The sequence below is a fragment of the Roseomonas aerilata DSM 19363 genome (assembly GCF_000711725.1).
Lineage (GTDB): Bacteria > Pseudomonadota > Alphaproteobacteria > Acetobacterales > Acetobacteraceae > Roseomonas > Roseomonas aerilata.
The window spans coordinates 89,884-105,349 of sequence record NZ_JONP01000014.1; the positions used below are offsets into that span (position 1 = coordinate 89,884).

Annotated in this window: 16 protein-coding genes; 8 read left to right on the forward strand and 8 right to left on the reverse strand. The window is 70.0% G+C overall.

The features are described from left to right. Nucleotide 1: 1 nt before the first annotated feature. Entirely contained in the window at nucleotides 2-292 is a 291-nt protein-coding gene (locus BO39_RS17045; protein ID WP_043835549.1) for a 4a-hydroxytetrahydrobiopterin dehydratase, read from the reverse strand. A gap of 63 nt (nucleotides 293-355) precedes the next feature. On the opposite strand from BO39_RS17045, the gene BO39_RS17050 reads away from it, so the two are divergent. From BO39_RS17050 to BO39_RS17065, 4 genes are all read left to right on the forward strand, one after another. Further along, nucleotides 356-748 carry a metallopeptidase family protein gene (locus BO39_RS17050; protein WP_043835684.1) on the forward strand — a complete coding sequence of 131 codons (393 nt, stop codon included), beginning with the start codon at nucleotides 356-358 and terminating at the stop codon, nucleotides 746-748. Between the two features lie 166 nt (nucleotides 749-914). Beyond that, a complete protein-coding gene (locus BO39_RS17055) occupies nucleotides 915-3,095 on the forward strand; it encodes a TonB-dependent receptor (protein WP_084698196.1) in 2,181 nt (726 codons plus the stop codon). A 98-nt stretch (nucleotides 3,096-3,193) separates the two neighbouring features. Then, nucleotides 3,194-3,967 (forward strand): histidine phosphatase family protein, encoded by a 774-nt coding sequence (locus BO39_RS17060; protein ID WP_043835553.1) that lies wholly within the window; start codon nucleotides 3,194-3,196, stop codon nucleotides 3,965-3,967. A 28-nt stretch (nucleotides 3,968-3,995) separates the two neighbouring features. After that, nucleotides 3,996-4,883, forward strand: coding sequence for an NAD(P)H-hydrate dehydratase (locus BO39_RS17065; RefSeq protein WP_043835555.1), 888 nt, complete (start codon nucleotides 3,996-3,998; stop codon nucleotides 4,881-4,883). A 4-nt stretch (nucleotides 4,884-4,887) separates the two neighbouring features. Here BO39_RS17065 and BO39_RS17070 read toward each other — a convergent pair whose 3' ends face one another. From BO39_RS17070 to BO39_RS17090, 5 genes are all read right to left on the reverse strand, one after another. Next, on the reverse strand, nucleotides 4,888-5,502 hold the full coding sequence (locus BO39_RS17070) for a LysE family translocator (RefSeq protein ID WP_043835557.1): 615 nt from the start codon (nucleotides 5,500-5,502) through the stop codon (nucleotides 4,888-4,890). Between the two features lie 134 nt (nucleotides 5,503-5,636). Beyond that, on the reverse strand, nucleotides 5,637-6,209 hold the full coding sequence (locus BO39_RS17075) for a uracil-DNA glycosylase family protein (RefSeq protein WP_043835686.1): 573 nt from the start codon (nucleotides 6,207-6,209) through the stop codon (nucleotides 5,637-5,639). A 38-nt stretch (nucleotides 6,210-6,247) separates the two neighbouring features. Beyond that, nucleotides 6,248-6,958 carry a Sir2 family NAD+-dependent deacetylase gene (gene cobB, locus BO39_RS17080; protein WP_156963727.1) on the reverse strand — a complete coding sequence of 237 codons (711 nt, stop codon included), beginning with the start codon at nucleotides 6,956-6,958 and terminating at the stop codon, nucleotides 6,248-6,250. Nucleotides 6,959-6,988: 30 nt separating this feature from the next. Next, nucleotides 6,989-7,525: an RNA 2',3'-cyclic phosphodiesterase gene (gene thpR, locus BO39_RS17085; protein WP_043835562.1), complete on the reverse strand. Its 537-nt coding sequence runs from the start codon at nucleotides 7,523-7,525 to the stop codon at nucleotides 6,989-6,991. 6 nt (nucleotides 7,526-7,531) lie between these two features. Continuing rightward, the gene (locus tag BO39_RS17090; protein ID WP_084698211.1) at nucleotides 7,532-8,191 is read right to left on the reverse strand and encodes a GDSL-type esterase/lipase family protein; all 660 of its coding nucleotides are present in this window, start codon (nucleotides 8,189-8,191) and stop codon (nucleotides 7,532-7,534) included. Nucleotides 8,192-8,246: 55 nt separating this feature from the next. Between BO39_RS17090 and BO39_RS17095 the strand changes: the two genes are divergently transcribed. Both BO39_RS17095 and BO39_RS17100 read left to right on the forward strand, forming a co-directional pair. After that, nucleotides 8,247-8,951, forward strand: a complete 705-nt coding sequence (locus BO39_RS17095) for an ABC transporter ATP-binding protein (RefSeq protein WP_043835691.1) — start codon at nucleotides 8,247-8,249, stop codon at nucleotides 8,949-8,951. Continuing rightward, nucleotides 8,948-11,461 (forward strand): ABC transporter permease, encoded by a 2,514-nt coding sequence (locus tag BO39_RS17100; RefSeq protein ID WP_043835565.1) that lies wholly within the window; start codon nucleotides 8,948-8,950, stop codon nucleotides 11,459-11,461. The genes BO39_RS17095 and BO39_RS17100 overlap by 4 nt, the downstream gene beginning before the upstream one ends. Here the strand turns inward: BO39_RS17100 and BO39_RS17105 are convergent. Next, nucleotides 11,430-12,182, reverse strand: a complete 753-nt coding sequence (locus BO39_RS17105) for an EAL domain-containing protein (RefSeq protein WP_342666328.1) — start codon at nucleotides 12,180-12,182, stop codon at nucleotides 11,430-11,432. The two genes, BO39_RS17100 and BO39_RS17105, sit on opposite strands and share 32 nt — an antisense overlap. Before the next feature lie 509 nt (nucleotides 12,183-12,691). Here BO39_RS17105 and BO39_RS17110 point away from each other — a divergent pair. Further along, nucleotides 12,692-13,489: a Bax inhibitor-1/YccA family protein gene (locus tag BO39_RS17110; RefSeq protein WP_043835568.1), complete on the forward strand. Its 798-nt coding sequence runs from the start codon at nucleotides 12,692-12,694 to the stop codon at nucleotides 13,487-13,489. 66 nt (nucleotides 13,490-13,555) lie between these two features. Here the strand turns inward: BO39_RS17110 and BO39_RS17115 are convergent, their stop codons facing one another. After that, nucleotides 13,556-14,758, reverse strand: a complete 1,203-nt coding sequence (locus BO39_RS17115) for an MFS transporter (RefSeq protein WP_211257473.1) — start codon at nucleotides 14,756-14,758, stop codon at nucleotides 13,556-13,558. 109 nt (nucleotides 14,759-14,867) lie between these two features. On the opposite strand from BO39_RS17115, the gene BO39_RS17120 reads away from it, so the two are divergent. Beyond that, entirely contained in the window at nucleotides 14,868-15,449 is a 582-nt protein-coding gene (locus tag BO39_RS17120) for a TetR/AcrR family transcriptional regulator (RefSeq protein WP_043835570.1), read from the forward strand. The last annotated feature ends 17 nt before the right edge of the window (nucleotides 15,450-15,466 follow it).

Genomic DNA, 15,466 nt, shown 5'->3' on the forward strand with positions numbered 1-15,466 from the left:
GTCAGCCCAGCAGCGCGTCGATCGCCGCCGCCATGGCGAGGTCCCGCTCGCTGAGGCCGCCCGCGTCGTGCGTGGTGAGGGTGATCTCCACCCGGTTCCAGACATTCGACCATTCGGGGTGGTGGTCGTGCTTCTCGGCGAGAAGCGCGACGCGGGCCATGAAGGCGAAGGCCTCGGAGAAATCCCGGAAGAGGAAGCGGCGGTGCAGCGCGTCGCGCCCCTCGGCCATGGACCACGCCGGCAGCAGGCCGGGCACGGCCTGGCGACGTGCGGAGGGAAGGGGTTCGACCATCGCGCTCTTCCTGCTTGACCTCGGCCCCTCTTATGGCCCCCTTCACCCATGCCGAACACCGGGATGAAGTGGGGTGCCCCGCCCACAGCCGAGGATCTCGCCGCCCTGGCCGAGGCCGCCCTCGCCGCCATTCCCGAGGCCCTGCGCGAAGCCGTGCGCGGCACCGCCATCCTCGTGGAGGAACTGCCCGACGACGAGACGCTGGAGGCGCTCGGACTCGAGCACCCCTGGGAGTTGACTGGCCTGTACCGCGGCACCCCGCTGACGGAGAAGTCCGTGCTCGACCCGCCCTCCGGCCCCGACCTGGTCCTGCTCTATCGCGAGCCGATCCTGGTGGAGTGGGTGGAGAGCGGCGAGGACCTGTTCCGCCTCGTCCGCAACGTGCTCATCCACGAGATCGCCCATCATTTCGGCTACTCCGAGGAAGGAATCGCCCGGCTGGAGGGGGAGGGGTAGCGGCCCCTTCTCTGGCGTCAGGCCCGCGCATCGCGGCAGGCAGTCCCCTTCGCATTCCCTCCTTCGGTACTGAGCGGCCCCGACCGGGCTTGCGACCCGTCGTCACGGCTGGTAACGCGCGATTGCAAGTAAGTCGCATTACGCTTCGCCGGAGACAACGACCGCCATGCCCCGCCGACCGAGGCCCGCCCCCACCCACCAGCCTTCCTCAACCTGGGCCGGGCGCGCCGCCCTTCTCCTGGCGGCAACCGCGCTGGGATCGGGGGCCGTGCCCTTCGCCCTCGCCCAGACCGCAGCGCCCGAGCCGTCGTCGGACGGCGTCGTCGCCGTGCCCACGGTGGACGTGCGCGCGGCGCCCGCCAGCACGAACGGCTACCAGGCGACCCGCAGCCGCACGGCCACCCGCACCGACACGCCACTGCGCGACGTGCCGCAGAGCGTGAGTGTCGTGACCCAGGAGGCGATACGCGACCTCTCGTTGCAGAACCTGCAGGACGCGCTCCGCTTCGTGCCGGGCGCCGGCTTCGCCCAGGGCGAGGGCAACCGCGACACGCCCGTGCTGCGCGGATATTCCAGCACCGCCAACCTCTTTGTGGACGGGCTGCGCGACGACGTCGAGTACTACCGCGACCTCTACAACATCGACCGTGTCGAGGTGCTCCTCGGGCCGAGCGCCATGATCTTCGGCCGCGGCGGCGGCGGCGGCGTGGTGAACCGCGTGACCAAGCAGCCGGACTGGGAGACGATCCGCGAGGTCCGCCTCCAGACCGGCTCCTACAACAACTACCGCGGCACGATCGACCTCGGGCAGGCCATTAACGAGAGCGTCGCCTTCCGCATCCTCGGCATGTACGAGGACACGGACACCTACCGCGACGGCGTCAGCATCCGCCGCTACGGCATCAACCCCAACGTCGCCTTCCGCATCGGTGACAGCACCACGCTGCGCATCAGCTACGAGAACTTCCGCGACGAGCGGAACACTGACCGCGGCATTCCCTCCTTCAACGGAAAGCCCGTGAGGCTTGGCGTCTCCACCTTCGTGGGCGACCCCAACCTCAGCGTGAACCACGTCAACCTGAACGCGGTGAACGTCACGGGCGAGCACCGCTTCGACAACGGCGTGGTCCTGCGCAACCTCTTCCGCTACGCCACCTACGACAAGTTCTACCAGAACGTCTTCTCCGGCGCCGTGAACGCCGCGGGCACGGCGGTGCAACTCGCGGCCTACAACAACGCCACTCAGCGCGACAACATCATCAACCAGACGGACGTCCAGTTCGCGCTCGACACCGGACCGATCCGGCACACCTTCCTCGCCGGCTTCGAGTACCAGCGCCAGGTGTCCGACAACTTCCGCAACACCGGCTACTTCACGGCCGTCGGCCCGAATGCTACGGCCTTCACGACGCCGCTGAGTGCGACGCGCGTCAGCACGCCCGTCCAGTTCCGGCAGAGCGCGACCGACGCGAATAACCACGGCGTGGCGACCTCGGCGGCCGTCTATGTGCAGGATCAGATCCAACTCCTGCCGCAGGTCCAGCTCATCGCCGGGCTGCGCTACGAGAACTTCGACGTCGACTTCACCAATAATCGCACCGGCGCCCAGTTCAACGCTACCGACAACAAGGTCTCGCCGCGCATCGGTCTGGTGTACAAGCCGATCGAGCCGGTCTCGCTCTATGCCAGCTACAGCACCTCCTACCTGCCGCGCGCGGGTGAGCAGCTGGCCTCGCTGAGCCTGACCAATGCCAACCTCCGGCCGGAATCCTTCACGAACTACGAGATCGGCGCCAAATGGGACCTCGCGCAGAGTGTCAGCCTCAACGCTGCCCTTTTCCGGCTTGAGCGTAATAATGTCGCCGTAACTGACCCAAACGACATCAGCCGCCTTATTCTCGTGGATGGGACACGGGCACAGGGCTTGGAGATCGGCGCCCGCGGCCGCGTGACCAACGCCTGGAGCGTCATCGGAGGCTATGCCTATACGGAAGGGGAGATCAGCAGCGACCAGTCCGCGACCATCCGCAAGGGCAACAGCGTGCCCTACCTGGCCCGTCACACCGCCTCCCTCTGGAATCGCTACGACTTCACGGAGAACTGGGGCGCAGGGCTCGGCGTGATCGCGCAGTCCGCCTATTTCGCGGCCACCGACAACGCGGTCCGCATCCCCGGCTTCGCGCGGGTGGATGCCGCTGTCTTCTGGAAGATTAACGAGCGCTGGGGCGCCCAGGTGAACGCGGAGAACCTGCTGGGCACCCGCTACTACCCGGTTGCCCACAGCAACAACAACATCACGCCGGGCGCGCCCTTCAGCGTCCGGGCAGCGCTGACCGCCCGGTTCTAGGGGCTGCACGCCGCGGGCGGGGAGGGGGCGGCCTTGTCCCGGCCTCCCTCAACCCGCCCGGCGGCGAGGCGTTGGGCACGGGAGGAGAACCCGCCCCCATGCCGCAACCGTCCCAGCGATGGCCGAACACGCTATGGATCGTCCGCCACGGCGAGAGCGCGGGCAACGTCGCGCGCGACGAGGCACACCGCTCCGGCGCCGCGCGGATCGCGGTGGCCGGGCGGGACGTGGACGTGCCGCTCAGCCCGCTGGGGGAGGAGCAGTCGCGCTCCCTCGGCCGCTGGTTCGGCCGGATGGCGGAGGATGAGCGGCCCGAGGTGGTGCTCTGCTCCCCCTACCGGCGGGCACGGCAGACGGCGGCGCTGATCCACGACGCTGGCGGCCTGCCCGTGGCGCCCGAAGACTTCGTCATCGACGAGCGCCTGCGGGAGAAGGAGTTCGGCGTGCTGGACGGGCTGACCACCCGCGGCATCCGCGACGTGTATCCGGATCAGGCGGAGTTCCGCCGGCTGCTTGGCAAGTTCTACCACCGTCCGCCGGGAGGCGAATCCTGGTGCGACGTGATCCTGCGCCTGCGCTCGGCTCTGGACACCATCAGCCTGCATCATGCCGGACAGCGGGTGATCGTGGTGGGCCACCAGGTGGTCGTGCTCTGCATGCGCTACCTGCTCGAGAACATGACGGAGGAGGCGATCCTCGCCGTGGATCGCGAGGGCGACGTGCCGAATTGCGGGATCACCGAGTACCGTTTCGATGCCGGCACCGGCTCCAGGGGGGCGCTGCGGCTGGCCCGCTACAACTTCGTGGCGCCGCTGGAGCGCGAGGGCACGCCGGTAACTGCCGAGCCCGACGCGAAGGAGGTCGCCCCTTGAGGATCGTCCCGGCCATGAGACCTCCCGCATGACCGCGATTGATCCCTCCTGGTTGCGCGCCCATCCGCTGCCCATCCCGGCCGCCGACGACGACAAGTCCCAGCGCGGCACCGTGCAGGTGGTCGGCGGCTGTTCCGAGGTGCCCGGCGCGGTCCTTCTTGCCGGAGAGGCCGCGCTCCGCGCCGGCGCCGGCAAGCTGCGCCTTGCCACCGTCCGCTCCGCCGCCTTCCACCTCGCGCTGGCGGTGCCGGAGGCCCTGGTCGTCGCCCTCGACGAGACGGAGGAAGGGCTTATCGCCCCCGGCGCCGCCCGGGCGCTGCTGTCCCGGTTGAACCGCTGCACCGCGTTGCTTCTTGGGCCGGGCATGATGGGCGCAGGAGCGGAGGCACTGGTCGGCGCGCTGCTCGGCGGCCTGGAGCCCGGTGTGGGCATCGTGCTGGACGCCGGTGCGCTGAACGAACTCGCATCGCACCCTGAGCCGCTCCGGCGCCATGCGGGCCGGACGGTCGTCACCCCTCATGCCGGCGAGATGGCGAGCATCCTGGGCATCCCGAAGGAGGAGGTTTCGGCCGATCCGCTGGCGGCCGCCCGTCGCGCGGCGGAAGCACTCGGCGCCGTGGTCGCGATGAAGGGCTCGCATACCTGGGTGGTCGCGCCTGACGGGCAGGCCCTGTCCTGCGACCACGGCATGGTCGGCCTCGCCACTTCCGGCTCGGGGGACACGCTGGCCGGGATCGTGGCAGGCCTGCTCGCTCGCGGCACCGATCCGGTGCAGGCGACCGCCTGGGCGGTCTGGATGCATGCGGAGGCCGGTCATCGCCTTGCGCGACGGAGGGGTCCTCTCGGCTTTCTCGCCCGCGAGCTGCTGGCGGAGGTGCCGGCAATCATGGCGGACCTCTCCGCCAGGGCGGGATGACCGATCAGCGGGTTGCCACGGCCACCGCGGCGCCCGCCATCACCGCCCCCGTCCCGCGGTTCAGCGCCCGCACTGACCGGGGCGAGGTGAAGAGCCGCCGCGCGCGGGAGGCCGCAAGCGCGTAGGCGGCGAGTACGCTGGACAGGATCACGATGCTCAGCCCGGCGATCTCCAGGAACCCGGCGAGGCTGAGCGTCTCCAGATGCACCACCGTCGGCAGCAGGGCAAAGAAGAAGGCGATCACCTTGGGGTTCCCGAGCGTGACCGAAAGCCCTGCGAGGTAGAGGCGCGGCCCCGTCTCGGGCCGGCCCGGCCGCTCCAGCCCGCCGGCTGAAGCGGGCGCCGTCCAGAGCCGGAAGGCCAGGAAAAGCAGATAGGCCGCGCCCGCGTACTTGATGACCAGGAACAGCGCCGCAAAACTTTGGGCGAGTACCGTAAGTCCGGCCGTCGCGATGCAGAGCCAGGCGAGGTCACCGGTCACGAAGCCCGCGATGAACCAGGGCACGCCCGCCGTTCCGCGTGCCAGCACGCGTGCAACAAGCGCCGCGATTCCGGGGCCGGGTGAGGCAGTGGCCATGAGGTAGGTGGCGGCAAAGACGAGCAGGCCGGAGAGGGACATGCGGTGGTATCCTGGCAGTGCCATACTTTCCGCCCAGACGCCGCTTTCGTGAAGGGCGCCTTCTCTGCCGGTGCCGGAAGGCGCTGCCCTTGTTGGCGAGGCACCCGCCACAGCGTGCAAGGCTGGTCCCGGTATCAATCAGCCAGCGCCCGCTCTACCTCCCGCCGGAGCGCCGGGATCACCTCCGCGTCGAACCACGGGTTGCGCTTCGCCCAGACGAGGGTGCGCCAGGAGGGGTGGGGCAGGGGGAAGTGCGCGGGCAGCGCCTCCGCGTAGCGCGCCACCCGCTGGGACAAGGGCACCTTTGTGCCGAGCACGAAGCGCACGGCATAGGACCCGACCAGCAGCCGCAATCGCAGGTCGGTGAAGCGCGGCAGGACGCGCGGGTGCCAGAGCGGCGCGCATTCCGGCCTGGGCGGGCAGTCGCCGCCGCGCGGCAGGCGGCCGGGGTAGCAGAGCCCCATCGGCAGGATGGCCAGCTTCGTCGGGTCGTAGAAGATGTCCCGGCCCAGCCCCAGCCAGTCGCGCAGGCGCTCCCCCGAGGCGTCCTCGAAGGGGATGCCGGAGAGATGTGCCTTGGTTCCGGGCGCCTGGCTGGTGATGAGGATGCGCGCTCGCGCGTGAAGCTGGTGGATCGGGCGCGGGCCGAGCGGAAGATGGGGCGCGCAGAGGGTGCAGGCGCTGGCCGCCGTGGCCGCCTCCTCCATCGTCGCACCAGGAGCCAGGCCGGGATCGCGCGCGGGGATCACCCCCACTTGGCCAATACCTCCTGCACGAAGGCGGGAACGAGTTGCGTGGCGGGCCCGTGCCGGGCCTCGTCGAAGAGGTGGCTGCCCTCGCTCGGCTCGAGGTTCAGCTCCAGCGTATCGGCGCGGTGGCGGACCTCCCGCACGAAGCCCGCGGCGGGATAGACGGCGCCGCTGGTGCCGATGGAGACGAAGAGGTCGCAGGCATCGAGCGCGGCCTCGATCCGCTCCATCTCCAGCGGCATCTCGCCGAACCAGACGACATGGGGGCGCAGGCCGCCGGCCTCGCCGCAGGCGGGGCAGGGAGTCTCGGGGAGGAGGTCGCCCTCCCACGGACCGACCGTGCCGCAGCGCAGGCAGCGGGCCTTCGCCAACTCCCCGTGCATATGGATCAGCCGGCGGGAGCCCGCGCGGTCATGCAGGTTGTCCACGTTCTGAGTCACCAGCAGCAACTCGCCCGGCCAGCGCCAATCCAGTTCGGCCAAGGCTTCGTGCGCGGCGTTCGGGCGGATTTCGGGGTCGCGCAGGGCGGCGCGGCGGGCGTTGTAGAAGCCCTGCACCAGGGCGGGGTTACGGGCGAAAGCCTCGGGCGTCGCCACGTCCTCGATCCGGTAGCGGGCCCAGATGCCGTCGGCGTCGCGGAAGGTGTGCAGGCCTGATTCGCGGGAGATCCCGGCGCCGGTCAGGATGACGATCTTGGGGGCTGGCATGCTCCCCCACAGATCGTCATCCCCGTCCGGTCAGGCAAGCTCGTACTCGACTTCCGGCACATAGACGGGGCTCTCCTTCCCCAGGCGGGAGGAGAAGAGGGTAAAGTGCTCCATCGTCTCCGGCGGCGCGCGGAACAGGTTATGGGCCTGCACCCAGGCGACGAGCTTGTCAGGCGGGGCCCGGTCGGTGCGGGCCAGCGTCACATGGGGCGCGAAGCGCCGCCGCTCCGGCTCCAGCCCCACACGCTGCAGGGCGGTCTCGATCTTCGCCTGCAGGTGCGTCAGCCCGTCGTTCTTCTCCACCCCGATCCAGAGCGCCCCGATCTTCCCGGCCTTTTCAAAGGTACCGACGCCGCGGAGCGACAGGTCGAAGGGCTTGCACCGGATGGCCGAGAGTGCCTCGTCCACCTCGTCCGCGCGCCAGTTCTCGACCTCGCCAATGAAGCGCAGTGTCAGGTGGTAGTTTTCGGGGGGCACCCAGCGGGCGCCCTGGATACCGCCCGCGAGCATCGAGAGCTGCGTGCGCAGCGACTCCGGCAGGGCGAGCGCGACGAAGAGACGAACCATGGCAGCTCAGGCGGGCCTCACCTTCTCGAGGAGCGTCTCGACCGCCGGGAGCAACCGGCGGACCATTTCATCAACGCCCCGGGGGTTAGGGTGGATGCCGTCAGGCTGGTTCAGCGCGGAATCGCCGGCCACGCCCTCGAGCAGGAAGGGATAGAACACGGCCTCCGGGTGCTCCCTGGCCAGCGCTTCGTACACGCCCGCGAACTCCCGGCCGTAATCGGCACCGAGGTTCGGCGGCGCGTACATGCCGGCCAGCATGGTAGGGATGCCGCGGGCCTTCAGCGTGTCGAGGATGGCCGCGAGGTTCGCCCGGCTCGTCCGCGGCTCGATCGCTCGCAGCCCGTCATTGCCGCCCAATGCGACGATTACGGCATCCGGCTTCTCCGCGAGCGACCAATCCAGCCGGGCGCGGCCGCCTGCCGTCGTGTCGCCGGACACCCCGGCATCGATCACCGTGACCGGCCGCCCCTTGCCGCGCAGCGCCGCCTCCAGCCGGGCTGGCAGCCCTTCCCCCCGGGAGAGGCCATAGGCGGCGGTGATGCTGTCGCCGAGCATGAGGAGGCGCAGCGGGCGCGGCTCCTGGGCAAGGGTCTTTCCGGTCAGACACAGAACGAAACCTCCGGCGCCCCTAGTGATGAGCCCCCGGCGCCCCAACTTCGCGTCCATGCCGGATTCCCTGACCCAGAGCTCGACCGCCCCGAAGGGGGCTGCCACAGAGGCAATGGCGAGCGCGCCCCTGATCGACGCGCGCTCCCTGGCCTTCAGGGTGGTGGGGGCAGGGGGTGAGGTCAACATCCTCCGGGGCGTCGATCTGCTCGTCTCCCCCGGCGAGGCCGTCGGGATCGTCGGTCCCTCGGGTTCGGGCAAGACCTCCCTCATGATGCTGCTGGCCGGGCTGGAGCGCCCCAGTGGCGGCACCCTGCGCGTGGCCGGAGAGGATCTGGCCGCCCTGGACGAGGACGAGCTGGCCCGCTTCCGGCGCGACAGCCTCGGCATCGTCTTCCAGGCCTTCCACCTCGTCCCGACCATGACGGCGCTGGAAAACGTGGCCATCCCCCTCGAATTCGCCGGTCGCCCCGATGCCTTCGACCGCGCGGAGGAGGCGCTGAAGTCGGTCGGCCTCGGGCACCGCATCGGCCACTACCCCGGCCAGCTCTCGGGCGGCGAGCAGCAGCGCGTGGCCCTCGCCCGCGCCTTCGTGGCCGAGCCCGCCCTGCTGCTGGCCGACGAACCCACCGGCAACCTCGACCGTGCGACGGGGGAGAAGGTCATGGACCTCCTCTTCGGCCTCAGGGAGCGGTTCCGGACCACCCTTCTCCTCATCACCCACGACCCCGCCCTGGCCGCGCGCTGCGAGCGGCAAATTCGGGTGGAGGACGGCCGGATCGTCTCCGACACGGGCCTTGAAGCGGACGCCACCGCGTGAACAACTGGCGGATAGGCTGGCGCCTCGCGCGCCGGGAGCTGCGCGGCGGCGTGCGCGGGCTGCGGATCGTCCTCGCCTGCCTCGCGCTGGGTGTCGCGGCCATCGCCGCGGTGGGCACGCTCCGCGCCGCCGTCCAGGCGGGACTGGAGGCCGACGGCGCCCAGCTAATGGGCGGTGACGTGCTTGCCGCCAATTCGCGACCTTTCCCGCCGGAGGCCCGCGCCTGGATCGAGGGCCGCGGCGGGCGGGTCTCCCAGCTCGTCCTCACCCGATCCATGGTCGTCGCGTCCTCGGGCGAGCGGACGCTGGTGGAGCTGAAGGCGGGGGACAACGCCTATCCCCTCTACGGCGAACTGGCGATCGACCCGCCCGGCCCGCTCTCCGCCGGTGTGGGCGGCCTGCCGCCCGTCGTGCTCGACCCGCTGGTCGCGCAGCGGCTGAACCTCGCGCCCGGCGACACCGTGCGGATCGGCGACGCCCGCTTCGCCTATCGCGGCGCCCTCGTCTCCGAGCCCGATAAGGCCGCCGGCGCCGCCATTCTCGGTCCGCGCGCCATCATCCCCCTCCCGGCGCTCGAGGCGGCGGGGTTGGTGCAGCCCGGCAGCCTCGTGACCTACGAGCTGCGCGCCGCCCTGCCACCGGGCACCAATTCCCGCGCCTTCGCCGATGCCCTGCGCGCTCAACCCTTCGCCGATGGCGGCTGGCGTGTGCGCGACGCCTCCCAGGGACAGCCGGGCGTGAACCGCTTTCTCGACCAGGCGGCCTCCTTCCTCGTGCTCGCGGGGCTCACCGCTCTGCTCGTCGGCGGCATCGGGGTCGCGACTGGCGTTCGCTCCTGGCTGGAGCAGCGGGCCCGTACCATCGCGACGCTCCGCTGCCTCGGGGCGCCGGCGGGGGCGATCTTCGCGACCTACCTCATCCAGGTGGCGGGCCTCGCGCTCCTGGGCACCGTGATCGGGCTGGTGGCAGGCTACGCGCTCACCGGCCTCGCCGCGGTCGCGCTCGCCGGCATGCTGCCGGTGCCGCCGCGGCTCGGCTTCTATCCGCTGCCCCTGGCGCTCGCCGCCGCCTACGGCCTTCTCACGGCCCTCTCCTTCGCCCTCTGGCCGCTCGGACGGGCGCGGGACATTCCCGGTGCTGCCCTGTTCCGTGACAACCTGCTGCCCGACGCGCGGCGGCCGCGCCTGGGACTCGTCATCGCCAATGGGGCCGCGGTGGCCGCCCTCGTCGCGCTCGTGGTGGGGACGGCGGAGCGCCCCCTCTTCGCGCTGTGGTTCTGCATCGCGGCGCTTGCCACGCTCGGCCTCTTCCGCTTGGCCGCCGTCGGTCTCCAGGCCGTGGCGCGGCGGCTGCCGGTACGGCGGCGCCCCTCTGTCCGGCTCGGCCTGGCAAATCTGCACCGCCCGGGGGCGCCCACGGCGCTGATGCTCGTCTCGCTCGGCATCGGCCTTTCCACCCTCGCGGCCATCGCCCTCATCCAGGGCAATATCCGCCAGCAGATCAGCGAGAGCCTGCCGGACGCCGCGCCCTCCTTCTATTTCATCGACATCCAGTCCGATCAGGTCGCTGAGTTCGACCGCGTGGCGGGGGCCGTGCCGGGCGTGACCGAGGTGCGCCGCGTGCCCTCGCTGCGCGCCCGGATCGCAAAGGTGAACGGCGTGCCGGCCGACCAGGTCCAGGCAACGGAGGAGACCCGTTGGGCGCTGCGCGGCGATCGCGGCCTCACCTATGCCGCGACGCCACCGGAGGGCACCCGCATCGTGCAGGGGAGGTGGTGGGCGCCGGACTACCGTGGTGAGCCGCTCGTCTCGCTCGACGACAACCTAGCTCGCGGCTGGAACGCGGGGCCGGGTTCCACCATCATGGTCAACGTGCTCGGGCGCGACATCGACCTGCGCGTCGTCTCCACCCGGGACATCGAGTGGCGCGGTCTTGGGCTGAACTTCGCGATGGTCGCCTCGCCCGGCCTGCTGGAGGCGGCGCCCCATACCCACATCGCGACCGTCCGCGGCAGCCCCGCCGAGGATGCGAGGCTGTTGCGAGCGGTGACGGACGCGCTGCCCAACGTCACCGGCATTCGCGTGCGGGATGCCCTGGACGCCCTCGCGGTCCTGCTGGGCCGCCTCGGCACGGCGCTCTCCTCCACGGCGGCGCTCACCCTTGTCTCAGGCCTGCTGGTCCTGGCCGGGGCGGTCGCGGCGGGGCAGCGGCGGCGGATCCGGGACGCGGTGGTGCTGAAGACCCTCGGTGCCTCCCGCGCCCAGATCCGGCGGGCCTGGCTGGTGGAGTTCGGGCTGCTCGGGCTCGTGGCGGGGCTCGTGGCCGCCGCCGTGGGCACGCTCGCCTCCTGGGGTGTCACGCGCTTCGTCATGCGGACGGACTGGACCTTCCTGCCCGGCACGCTCTCCGTGACGATCGTCCTCTGCGTCGCCCTCACCCTCGCGATGGGCTATGCGGGCACTGCGCTGGCGCTGCGGGCTAAACCGGCGCCGTTGCTCCGGAATGAGTAGGGTGTTCCGACGCTGCCCCACTCGAAGTGGCCGCCGGCCAGTTAATGTCGGCGGTAGTGGCAATGCCCTCGAAAATAGGGCGGGCTAAGAAATATCCCTGCATGAAGCGAACACCGACCGAGCGTAGCGCCTCGACCTCCTCCAGGCGCTCGACTCCCTCCGCGACGACCTTCACCCCGATGCCGCTCCCCATGGCGACCATCGAGCGGAGGATCTCAAGGCGCACCCCATCCCGGTCGCAATCCGCCACCAGTGCGCGGTCGAGCTTGATGATGTCCGGCCGAAGGTTGGCAAGCCGCGAAAGCCCGGAGTAGCCGGTTCCGAAATCGTCGAGCGCGACGCGGAACCCGTGCCGCCGGTACTCCTGCATGATCGAGAGGATATGCGCCTCCTCCGCGATATGCTCGTTCTCGGTGAACTCGAAGGTCAGCCGGTTCGTCGGGAAGCCGGTGCGGAAGGCAGCGTCCAGCGTCATGCGGATGCAGGCGCGCGGCTCGTAGACCGCCCGGGGCATGAAGTTGATGTTGAGATCACCCTCCAGGCGGAGTTGCGCCGCCATCTCGATCGCCCTGACGCGGCATGCCTGGTCAAAGGCGTAGAGGTTGTCCTCGGTGACCTGTCCGAGGATCGAGGCGGCGCTCTCCCCGTTCGGGCCGCGCACCAGGGCCTCATGCGTATCGATGCGGCCCTCCTGCAGGTCCACCACGGGTTGGAACGCCATGGTGAAGGGGAAGCCAAGTTGGCCCAGCCGACATCCTGAACATCCACGAGGCGTCCCGGCCATGACATCTCCGCTTCGTAGGGATGATCGTTCGAGCGATTACTATAACGCGCGAGAACAGCACCGAAATGAGTCCGGTGCCGATTCCCTGCCCGTCCGCGAAAATTTGGCAGGACTTTGTCCGGCCCAGCAGGTGGCGAAGGCGGCTACGCCGTGTTCGCCTGTCGAGGGGTGGTGGGCCAGACCGTGCGCTACCCCATGTGTTCCAACACCCAGCAGTGCAGAAAGCGGTCCGGCCAGGGGCAAGCGCGCGAATGCCGAGGCTCAGCACCGGGACGAACCCTGCACTAGGGGCAGGTCATCGTGAGTAGCCTCAGGCCGCCTCCCCGGGGCACGGACCTTTCGGTGGCCTTACATGTGGATTGCCGCTTGATCCGCATTACAGGAAGTCCATATATCCCCCAGTCAGGGGTGGGCGGGTGCCCTCCCCGGAAGGAGTTGTGAACCTCATGGCCTTCGGTCCCGACAACCGTCTCCAGAACGGCCCGTCCGTCTGGAACCAGCCGCTGGGTCGCGCCGCTACCGATGCCGCCACACTGGATGCCGGGCTGCGCGCCTACATGCTGCGCGTCTACAACTGGATGGCTTCCGGCCTCGCGCTGACGGCCATCACCGCCTACGTGATCGCGAACACCGGCCTTGCCGAGCTGTTCTTCAACGTGGTGCGGACGCCGCGCGGCCTGGCCACCCAGCCCACCATCCTCGGCTTCGTCGCGATCTTCGCGCCGCTAGCCTTCGTGATGGTGCTGTCCTTCGGCATCAACCGCCTGTCCAAGGGCACGACGCAGGCGCTGTTCTGGGCCTTCTGTGTGGCGATGGGCGCCAGCATGGCGAACATCTTCGTCGTCTATGTCGGCGCGTCCATCGCGAGCACCTTCTTCGTCACCGCCGGCATGTTCGCGGCCGTCAGCATCTACGGCTACGTCACGAAGGCTGACCTGACGCGGATGGGCGGCTTCCTGATGATGGGCCTGATCGGCATCCTCATCGCCGGCCTGGTCAACGCCTTCGTCGGCAGCTCGGCGCTGCAGTTCGCGATCTCGGTCCTCGGCGTGGTGATCTTCACGGGCCTCACCGCCTACGACACGCAGCGGATCAAGAACGACTACATCGAGTACAGCTACGCTGAGGGTTCCGACGAGGCGGGCAAGCGCTCCGTGATGGACGCGCTGGGCCTCTACCTCAACTTCGTGAACCTCTTCCAGCTGCTGCTGCAGTTCATGGGCGTGCGCAACTCGTCCGACTGATCGGCCGGACCGCGACGCGGAACGGAACCCCGGGGAGCGATCCCCGGGGTTTTTCATGCACGCCGCTCAGGCGGCCGGCCCGCGCAGGCGAAGCGCTGCCGTGGCCGAGGCGAGCGCCAGCAGCATCAGCACCGCCCCATAAACGATGGCGGTCGCGTGCAGCCCGAAGACCGGAACGGCCATGCCCGCCAGGACGGTCGGAAGGCTGAAGGCGAGGTAGCTCTCGACATAGTAGGCGGCCATCAGCCCGGCCCGCTCGGCCGCGCCCGCCAAGGGGAAGACGCCGCGCACCGCGCCGGAGAAGGCGGCGCCGAAGGCAAGTCCGGCGACCAGCGTGCCGCCGATCAGGAGCGCAGCATTCGTCGCGTAGACGCCCATCAAGGTGAGGCCGATGCCCAGCGCCAGGCCCAGCGCGCCCGTGGCGATGCACCGCGCAGGCGGAAGGTTGCGCAGCACGCCCAGGCTGAGGGATCCTGCCAGCGGCAGGATGGCAATCACCGCCGCGGTGGCCACTGGCGGCAGCGCCCCGACACTGGCCCGCAGCAGGCCCGGCATGAGTGAGAGATAGAAGCCGCCCAGCGCCCAGGCGGCAGTGTTCACCGGCGTGATAAGTAGGAGCATGGCCCGGGCCTGACGCGGCACATGCACGCGCGGCCGCAGCGCGCCCCAGGCACCCGGGTGGCGCGCCGCCGTTTCCGGCAGGAACCAGACCCCAACCGCGAGGAGCAGGAAGAGCGCCGCCGTGACGGCATAGATGAGCGCCGCCGGATGAGGCGCGTGGTTGACCAGCACCGCGGCCGCGATCAGACCCACGGCCATGCCGAGGAAGGGCGCAATGCTGCTGACGAGCGCCCCCCGCGCGCGGTCCACGTCCAGCATCGCCGCACCGAGCGCCGACAGGGCCGCCCCCGTGGCGAGCCCCTGGATCAGGCGCGCCGCGACGAGCGCAGCAAGCGAATCCGCGGTGATGAAGACGAGCATGGCAAGGATGCTAACCAGCATGCCCGCCGAGATCATGGGGCGCCGCCCCACGTGGTCGGAAAGCGAGCCAAGGGTCAGCAGCGCAAGCAGAAGGCTGCCCGCATAGGCTGCGAAGACGAGGGTGAGGCCCGGCGCGGTGAGGTGGAGGCCGTCCGAGTAGAGCCGGAAGAGCGCGGTTGGCTCTGCCGATCCTGCCAGCAAAGCACCGGTCGCGACCCCTCCGAAGCTGACCATGGAGAAGCCGCGGGTTCGGCTTGGCAGCCGGTCGGGGGAGACGCAGGTGGACACGAGAAGATCTCCTTAACGCCACGTATTTGCGCTAAGAGGGAGGTAGGCCGGTTTTTTGAATTAACGCAACTCCTTTGCTTTAACTGGAGCTGAGCACGAGTTGGAAAGAATGTCGGAAACGGTCATCAGGCAGGTCCGCACCGGCGGGCGCAGCGCGCGTATCCAGGCCGCCGTGCATGAAGCGACAGAGGCGCTGATTTCAGAGCTCGGCCGCGCGGCGCTGACGGTGCCGGCCATCGCCGCGCGAGCCGGTGTCACGCCGTCCACGATCTATCGCCGCTGGGGCGGCCTTCCTGCCCTGCTGGCCGATGTGGCGGCCCGTCATCTGCGGCCTGTGGCCGAGCCTGCCGATGCCCCGACGCTGCGGGAAGCCCTTCAGGCCTGGGTGGAGCAATATGCCGACGAGATGTCCTCGGGGCCCGGCCGCGCCCTGATCCACGACGTTCTCAACGGCAGCGCGGAGCCGGAATTCACAGGGCGGTGCTGCAGCTATACGATCGACCAGTTGCGCGTCATTTCCGACCGCGCCATGGCCCGGGGAGAGCCACCGCTGCCCCTGGAGGAGGTGGTGGACCACGTGGTGGCCCCTATTATGTACCGGATCATCTTCGGGCTGGACCTCACGGATCCCGCCTGGTGCCGCGGACTGGTGGACCGGCTCTTCGACGGCAGTCCGCCGCTGGAAGGCTGAGCGCCCGGCGGCCGTGT